Below are 8,054 nucleotides of genomic sequence, written 5' to 3'. Positions count from 1 at the left end.
CGGATCGTGTCCTGGACCTTGATGGTGAAGGAACCGTCCCCCCAGTCGCCGTCGGAGTCTCCGATCCCGAGGTTGTCGTAGCGCAGCATCCCGATCCCCTCGCGTGCCAGCTGCTTGCTGACGCGCGAGGCGGCCGGCGAGTTCTTGCCGAGTGTGAATCCGTGGACGAAAATTCCCCAGCCCCGGATCTCGCCTTCTGGCAGGTCGATCGCCCCGGCCAGTTCGGGGCCGACGACGCTCTTGAATCTCACTTCTTCAGTCATGTTGTGATCACCCGGCATGGACTGTTCGTGGGGTAGGGGAGGTGAGGGCGACACGGGGTGGTGTCAGGCGCGTGCTCCGGGCAGGAGAGCAGCGAGTGTGGTGCTTGTCGCTGTCGGCGCGTCAGAGGGCCGGCTTGTGGACGGCGGTCCGCTGGGTGGTGAGCAGTGCCGTGATCTCATCGGTGAGGTGCGGGCCGAGCTTGCCCCAGCCGTCCTTGTAGCCGTAGACGCCGGCCAGGGTGCGGGCCTCGTAGTCGCCGTTCATGATCTCGATGTCGGCGGCTGTGATGAGTGCCGGGTGGGCGACGCCGACGGCCGACGAGACCTTCAGCAGCTCCTTGCGCAGGGTGCGCAGGTAGACAGCGGCCCGGGCGGCCTTCGAGGTCGGGTCGATGCCGCGGGCCAGCCATGGGTTCTGGGTGGCGATGCCGGTGGGGCACTTGTCGGTGTGGCACTTCTGCGACTGGATGCAGCCGATCGACAGCATCGCCTCACGGGCCACGTTGATCATGTCGGCACCCAGAGCGAAGGCGACCGCGGCGTTCTCGGGCAGGCCGAGCTTGCCGGAGCCGATGAAGGTCAGCTCGTCGGTCAGCCCCAGCTCGGCGAAGGCGCCGTAGACCCGGGAGAAGCCCATCCGGAACGGCAGCGACACCGAGTCGGTGAAGATCAGCGGCGCCGCCCCGGTGCCGCCCTCGCCGCCGTCGACGGTCACGAAGTCGACACCACGGTCACCGCGCGCCATCAGCGTGGCCAGCTCCTGCCAGAAGCCCATCTCTCCCACCGCGCTCTTGACCCCGACCGGCAGACCGGTCTCGGTGGCGAGCAGCTCGACGAAGTCGAGCATCGAGTCGACGTCGCCGAACGCGGTGTGCCGCGACGGGGAGGCGCAGTCCTTACCGACCGGGATGCCGCGGATCTCGGCGATCTCCGGGGTCACCTTCGCGCCCGGCAGCAACCCGCCCAGCCCTGGCTTGGCGCCCTGGGAGAGCTTGATCTCTATCGCCTTGACCGGGGCGCCGGCGACCACATCCTTGAGCTTGTCAAGGTTGAAGCTGCCGTCCTCGTTGCGGCAGCCGAAGTACGCCGTCCCGATCTGAAGGACGAGGTCGCCGCCGTTGCGGTGGTACGGCGAGAGGCCGCCCTCGCCCGTGTTGTGCATAGTGCCCGCCAGCGCCGCCCCTTTGTTGAGCGCCGTGATCGCCGCGCCGGAGAGGGATCCGAAGCTCATCGCCGAGATGTTCACCACGCTCGCCGGCCGGAACGCCTTGGCGCGCCCGCGCGGGCCGCCCAGCACCTTGGCCGAGGGCAGCGGGGCCTGCGGGTCGTGGGCGTCGGGCAGAGTGTCGGCGAACGTGCGCTGCTTGAGGTAGGCGTGCCCCTGTACGTGCTCGACGTCGACGTCGGTTCCGAACCCGAAGTAGTTGTTCTCCTCCTTCGCCGACGCATAGATCCAGGTGCGCTGGTCACGACTGAACGGGCGCTCCTCCTCGTTGGAGGTCACGACGTACTGCCGCAGCTCCGGTCCGATCGTCTCCAACAGGTACCGGGCGTGCCCGATGACCGGGAAGTTCCGGAGCAGTGCGTGCTTCTTCTGGATGAGGTCGCGGGCGGCCAACAGCGCCAATGCTGTTGCGGTGGCCGCGCCGATGCTCCGGACGCGCATAAACGTTCCTCTCCTCGAAGCCCGACTCCATCGCCATGCGGTGGACGTCGTCGTGTCGTGTTGTGCATTGGGTGGCGGGTACGACCAAATGGGCGTCAGCGTCCATCGAAGAATGTGAAACACCAAGGCCTGTGCCCGTTCTATTTCTGGAGTCCCCCACTGCGCCTATCTGCGCGAACTCTTAGGCTGCGGCGCTCGCGGCCTTGGGCTTCGGTCGTGCCCTCCAGAGTCGCCCAGCGTCCTCCGGCCACTCGGCATACGGCGACGCGCGCCTTCCCAGGAGCGCTGCCTGGACGTTGGAGACTTTTCTGCTGGATTTGCGTGTGGCCATCCGAGCGATGCCGGCGTCGGCGTTCAAGGTGACCCCGACGGGCACGACATGTGGGCGGCCGTCTGGTCGAAGTGTGGTCAGCATGCACAGGGGGTACTCACCCCAGAACTCCAGGCAGTCAGTCCTCTTGCGGCGTATCTCGGCGTGCATGACCGAAAGCCTAATCACGAACGATGTCCCGACTGTCCGAAAGTGGCCATGGCCACACCCATACCGTTCGCATGCGGGTCAGGGATTTGGCTCTGTTCCGTAATCGGCGGTAAACGAAGCGTGATGGACCTCCTTGCCCGGTGCTCGGCCGCCGCCGGCAGACGTTCCGCGTGGAGTTCATTCGCGGCACCTGGATGCCCGTGATGAAGACCTTGAACCCGGCGTCCACGAGCACGGCATCGATTGCGGCCGTGAACCTTGAGTCGCGGTCGCGGACGAGGAGGCTGGCCTTGTTGCCCGCGTCCTCCAGGTCCATGAGGAGATTGCTTCCAAGCTGTACCACCCACTGCGCGGTGGGGTGTGCGGTGATGCCCAGGATCCGGATGCGCCGGGTGGAGTGCTCAATGACCACGAAGACATACAGGCGTGCCCCGGTCAGGGCGCGGGTCTCGAAGAGATCGCAGGCGAGCAATGCGTCAGTCTGGCTGCAGAGGAAGTCGGCCCAGGTCGTGGTCTGTCGTTCGGGTATGGGCGGGATTCGGTGCTCGCGGAGGATCTCCCAGTGGGCGGAGGCGGCGACCTTGATGCCGAGAGCCGCGAGTTCACCGTGGATCGGGCTATATCCCCGGTGCGGCATTCTCCCGGGCGAGGCGCACGACGAGGGTGCGGATCGAGCGGACGGTGGGCGGCCGGCCGCGGCACTTGGTCACGCAGGTCGCAGCATGGCCTTGCTTGAGCAGGTCACGGTGCCAGCGCAGCACCGTCTCCGGCTCCACAACACCACCGACCTGGCCACCAACTCGGCGTCGACCACATCGACCCGCCAGACCCAGCCCTCGACGATGCCCTCGCCCATCAGCTCCGCAGCGGAACCCTCACCCCGCCTCACGGACCTGACGCACGCCCTCCGCCGTCCACGAGACGATGCGCGCTACGCCCGAGCACCCGCCGCTCAAGCGCAGCACAGCGTTCCCGACCTCGAACTCGCCAGCCTGCGGGACTGTTCATCTCGTCGGGCCGAGCTGAGAAGCGAGTGAGGGGTGGGGACATCGTGTTCCCGATGTCCCCACCCCTCGTGCCATGCAATCAGCGCTTGGGCACACGCTGTCACTTCGCCGTCGGGTCAGCTCTCACACCATTGCGCTGACAAGGTAAGCAGCGACGGCAGCACGGCACCCGCGTGGTCTCGTCGTGGCCTGGGCGGGACCCCACCAGCGATCGGGTCCCGCCCAAGACCGCGACGGATCAGTCGGGAAGGGGTGCGCCGCGCGTTTCCGGGGCCAGCCGCACGACACCGATGCCAATGGCGAAGACGACCGCGGTGAGGCTGAGCGGGATGGTCAGTGTGCCGGTCGCGTGGATGCCGTAGCCGATGAGGAACGTTCCTCCGGCGGCGACCCACCGGGAGAAGGCAGTGGTGAACGCGAAGGTGGTGGCCCGCATCCGGGTGGGGTACTGCTCGGGCAGCCAGATGGTGAACACCGCGAAGCTGGCACCGCCGAGGCCGAGGACGGGCAGGAACGCGAACGTCAGGCCGATGGAGTGCAGGGGGTAGGCCAGACCATACGCGCCGACAATGCCGACGATCATCAGTGCGAAGAGCGTGGTGAGCGTGCCGCGGCGGCCGGCACGTGCGGCGAGGCGGGGTACCACGAAGCAGCCGAGGATGGTCAAGGCGGCCACCGTCATCGAGGACAGGCTGGCCAGGCGCACGGTGGTGTCGTGGTGGTAACCGGCCTGTGCGCACAGGGTGTTCATGGCGGCAGGAACGTAGGCGGAGCCGGCCCACAGGCCGATGACGCAGACCACCAGGAGCAGCAGGTTGCCGAGGGTGCGGCTGCGGTACTCGCCGGAGAGCACCTCCTTGACAGGCTGCCAGAAGGACTGCTGAACGAGTTTGGCGGAGCGGTCCTGCCAGCGCGGGGGCTCCGGGGTGGTTCGGCGGATGAGGAAGACGGCGAATGCGGGGATGCCGCCGACGAAGAACATGCCGCGCCAGCCGAGTTCGGATCCGAACAGGAGGTAGGCGATGGAGATCGCCAGTACGCCGAAATAGGCAGCCGAGTGCATCAGGCCGCCGAATCGTTCCCGGACACGACGGGGATCGGCTGGTACATCGTCGGCTGCTGCGCTGTCGCCGTGATCGCGCTGCTGCTCATGCCACGCCAGGTGCCCGGCGGTCACGACTCTGCATGAGACGGTTCCGTCGCGTACCACCGTTGCGCCGTCGCTGGGAGAGCACTGACCTGACCAAGGCGGCACGGGTTTTGACCCTGCGCTTGCCGAAAACCTCATCCGCACAGTTCAGGCGGCTCTACCGCAGCTGGTCGTCTCCTCGGAGCACGACGAGCCGGTCGTGATGTACCTGCGCAAGCAGGGCCCGGGTCTGGTCAGCGCCGCCGACATCGTGCCCCCGGCCGGTGTCGAGGTGCACAACCCCGACCTCGTCCTCGCCACGCTCAACGGCAAGGGCAAGCTCGGCCGAGAGTGTGCGGGATCCAGGCCGTCCTCGTCCAGGCACAGCAGAGTAGTCGCACGAGCACAAGGACCGATGGTGTCGTATCGGTGCGGGGGAGCGTAGTCCCAGGTCAGGACCTGTGCAGCCATTCTGGAGCGGTACGGGTGATCGGATGCGCTACCGGTTCCCTCGGACGGTTCAGGATGCGCTTGGTCAACATGGCAATACTCCGGCTGGAACGCCAGAACGGGCGTTTCCCCCAGCTCGGACAGGTGGGAGTAACCAGTGATGGGTGAGCCCCATGCAGCCTCACAGAGGGTGCCCCTCACACGACTCTTCCGCTGGGGCGGTGTTGTGCATCCGGGCGGTGGCCCGCGGGGCAGGCGGTTGGCGTCGCGTCAGTGGTCCTGGGGCATCTGGTCATCACGATCGGGGTCGCTCGGGCCCAGCCGCACACAGCATTCCCCGGGCTCGGGGGCCAGGGTGGCCTGAACCCCGTTGACCTCAAGGCCATTCAGGTAGCCGGACAGGAAAGCCTGGTTCATGCCGCACACGAGGTCGGGGGCCTTCGCGGCCAGTGGGTGGAAGGGGCAGTTGCGCAGCCGGAGCCGGGTCGGGGTTTCCCGTACGGGTTCGTAGCCGTACTCCTCCAGCAGGTGCTCACAGGCGGTCAGTCCGCGCTCGGGGCCCAAGCGGCCCGGGCGGGTTTCATCCCGTGCGGCCTCGCCCATCTGCCGACCGCGCTGCTCGGCGGTCCGTACGGCCGCCTGCGCGGCGTTTTCGTCGGCGCCCTCGGTCAGGACGGCGTCCAGGAGGAACTCCGCCAGGAGTTCGTGGCGCCGGTCGGGGATGTTCACGGTGATCTGGGTGTCGGAGGGCTCGTACACCTTCGGCCGCCTGCCGACCTTCCGAATTCCCCCGGGCGTCTCATAGCGGGCGCGCAACAGGCCGGCGTCGACGAGCTTGTCGAGGTGGAAGGCGGCCAGCTTGCGGGAAATGCCGACGCTTGCGGCGGCCTCGTCGCGGGTCACGGCCCGGCGGGCACGCCGGATGAAGACGAACATGCGCCGCCGCGAGTCCTCGCTCAGGACGCTGACGGCATCGATGGCGGTGCTGGCCGAGTCGGCCGGCGGAGTCGAGTCAGAAGCCACCGGACCACGATAACTCCCACCCATGTAGACACAAAAGTTCTTTTGGCTGCCTGAACAGCGCACCTTGACGCACCGACCTAATAAGACCAAGATGCGTTGGCGAAACTACGGGAGGCAGCGATGGTCAATGAGTCACAGCTTCAGGCGAAGCGCCCGGTCAGCGCCTCGCTCGCCGGCCCGTACGGCCACCCGTTCCACCCGATCCTGGTGACCGTGCCGATCGGCGCCTGGGTGACCAGCCTGGTGTTCGACATCGCTTCTCGCGTCGTCAACCGTCCGGGCTTCCTGACCCAGGGCTCGGAGTGGCTGATCGCCGTAGGCGTGATCGGGGCCCTGCTGGCGGCCATGGTCGGATTCCTCGACCTGTTCGCGATTCCGCCCGGCACCCCGGCCTTTCGCACCGCCCTGGTCCACATGACGCTGAACGTGCTGGTGACCGCCGCCTACGCCGTCAACTTCCTCTGGCGCTACAGCACCTACACCAGCGGCGGGAGTGTCGGCCTCGGACGGCTCGTCCTGTCCGCACTCAGCGTGGCGGCCCTGGGCGTCTCGGGATTTCTGGGCGGCAAGCTCGCATACCGCTACGGCGTACGGGTCGCCGACGAGAGCACCCAGGCCGAGGGCTACACACCTGACCGAAAGCGAAACGCCCGCTCTGCCATGTGATCCGGCCTGCCCACCCTCCACGGCGGCCGGTGCCGTCCGGCTGCCTTCGACATCGTCATCACTTGGGAGTTCCCCATGGACATCGCCGCACTGATCACCTGGGTGGTCACCGCCCTCGGCGGCTTCTACATGCTCGGCACCTGGATCCAACGCGGCGGCATCCGGCAGCAGCAAACCGGCACCAGTCGCCTGCCCGCACCGGCCGTCTTCGGGCACTTCGCCCTCGCCGCGATCGGACTGGTGGTCTGGATCATCTATGTCGTGGCCGACAAGAGCGCCCTGGCCTGGACCGCGTTCGGTCTGCTCCTGCCGGTCGCCCTGCTGGGATTCGTGATGCTGGCCCGCTGGATCCCCGTCTACCGCAACCGCACCGCGGCGCCGGCCGACACTGCGGTTCAGGGAACCGAAAGGCCCGTCCCTGCCGAACGGCACTTCCCGCTTGCGGTGGTGGTCGCACATGGCCTGCTCGCGGTGGTCACCCTGGTCTTGGTCCTGCTCACCGCTCTGGGAATCGGCGGCAGCTGACATGACCGAGCGCCCGCACCGCACCGCCGCCCGAATGGACCTGCACAACGAGGAACCAACGGCACCCGCACGGGCCGCCCTGCGGGTCGTCCATCAGCCCGCCGGTATCGACCTGGCCGCCGCGGAAGAAGCGGTCGGCCAGTTCCTCACCGCGCTCGGGATCTCCACCGACTCCCAAAGCCTGCGCGGCACACCGGGCCGGATGGCCCGCGCGTATGCCGAACTGTTCAGCCCGCGTGCCTTCGACCTGACCACCTTTCCCAACGATGAGGGCTACGACGAACTCGTCCTTGCCCGCCGCATACCCGTCCGGTCGGTGTGTGAGCACCATCTGCTGCCGTTCGTCGGTACCGCCCACGTCGGCTATCTGCCCGGCGCCCGCATTCTGGGCCTGTCCAAGCTGGCTCGCGTCGTCGAGCACTTCGCCTGCCGACCCCAGGTCCAGGAACGCCTGACCAAGCAGGTCGCCGACTGGCTGCAGACCCACCTGGAGCCCAAAGGCGTCGGCGTGGTGATCGAGGCCGAGCACTCCTGCATGACCCTGCGCGGCGTCCAGGCCACCGGCTCCAGCACCATGACCTCCACCCTGCTCGGTCTGCTGCGGTCCGACTCCCGCTCCCGCAGCGAATTCCTCGCCCTGACCGGCGCCACCTCCTGACCGGCAACGCCGCGCACAGCCCGGCCTGACCTCGGAAGACCACAGCGCATGGAAATCTGGATCAACCCAGCCTGCTCCAAGTGCAGTTCCGCACTGAGCCTTTCCCGGTAATGGATCATGACGTTGTGTGATCGTTCAGATGGTTCGGTCGTACTCGAGCTGGAGCAGGACGAGGGCCGCTGCGGC

At 67.5% G+C, this 8,054-nt stretch carries 6 protein-coding genes and 4 pseudogenes; 4 read left to right on the top strand and 6 right to left on the bottom strand.

Annotated features, from left to right (window positions below):
- The 5 genes and pseudogenes from ACWDA7_RS47905 to ACWDA7_RS47885 form a co-directional block, all read right to left on the bottom strand.
- Positions 1–263: pseudogene (locus ACWDA7_RS47905) on the bottom strand (alpha/beta hydrolase); the annotation flags it as partial.
- Between the two features lie 121 nt (positions 264–384).
- Positions 385–1,929 (bottom strand): FMN-binding glutamate synthase family protein, encoded by a 1,545-nt coding sequence (locus ACWDA7_RS47900; protein ID WP_450613862.1) that lies wholly within the window; start codon positions 1,927–1,929, stop codon positions 385–387.
- Between the two features lie 218 nt (positions 1,930–2,147).
- Positions 2,148–2,410, bottom strand: a pseudogene (locus ACWDA7_RS47895) (pyridoxamine 5'-phosphate oxidase family protein); the annotation flags it as partial.
- Between the two features lie 172 nt (positions 2,411–2,582).
- A pseudogene (locus tag ACWDA7_RS47890) lies at positions 2,583–3,189 on the bottom strand (integrase); the annotation flags it as partial.
- Between the two features lie 466 nt (positions 3,190–3,655).
- Positions 3,656–4,594: an MFS transporter gene (locus ACWDA7_RS47885; RefSeq protein WP_450613861.1), complete on the bottom strand. Its 939-nt coding sequence runs from the start codon at positions 4,592–4,594 to the stop codon at positions 3,656–3,658.
- A gap of 130 nt (positions 4,595–4,724) precedes the next feature.
- On the opposite strand from ACWDA7_RS47885, the pseudogene ACWDA7_RS47880 reads away from it, so the two are divergent.
- Positions 4,725–4,913, top strand: a pseudogene (locus ACWDA7_RS47880) (DNA-directed RNA polymerase subunit alpha); the annotation flags it as partial.
- A gap of 353 nt (positions 4,914–5,266) precedes the next feature.
- Here ACWDA7_RS47880 and ACWDA7_RS47875 read toward each other — a convergent pair.
- Positions 5,267–6,019, bottom strand: a complete 753-nt coding sequence (locus ACWDA7_RS47875; protein ID WP_432934935.1) for a helix-turn-helix transcriptional regulator — start codon at positions 6,017–6,019, stop codon at positions 5,267–5,269.
- A 120-nt stretch (positions 6,020–6,139) separates the two neighbouring features.
- Between ACWDA7_RS47875 and ACWDA7_RS47870 the strand changes: the two genes are divergently transcribed.
- The 3 genes from ACWDA7_RS47870 (at position 6,140) to folE (ending at position 7,868) form a co-directional block, all read left to right on the top strand.
- Positions 6,140–6,685: a DUF2231 domain-containing protein gene (locus ACWDA7_RS47870; protein WP_450613859.1), complete on the top strand. Its 546-nt coding sequence runs from the start codon at positions 6,140–6,142 to the stop codon at positions 6,683–6,685.
- Positions 6,686–6,760: 75 nt separating this feature from the next.
- The gene (locus ACWDA7_RS47865) at positions 6,761–7,210 is read left to right on the top strand and encodes a hypothetical protein (RefSeq protein ID WP_450613857.1); all 450 of its coding nucleotides are present in this window, start codon (positions 6,761–6,763) and stop codon (positions 7,208–7,210) included.
- A 34-nt stretch (positions 7,211–7,244) separates the two neighbouring features.
- Entirely contained in the window at positions 7,245–7,868 is a 624-nt protein-coding gene (gene folE, locus ACWDA7_RS47860; protein WP_450613864.1) for a GTP cyclohydrolase I FolE, read from the top strand.
- Positions 7,869–8,054: the final 186 nt, after the last annotated feature.

The sequence above is a fragment of the Streptomyces sp. NPDC001156 genome (genome assembly GCF_053598275.1).
This window is presented reverse-complemented; position numbering and strand designations above follow the sequence as displayed.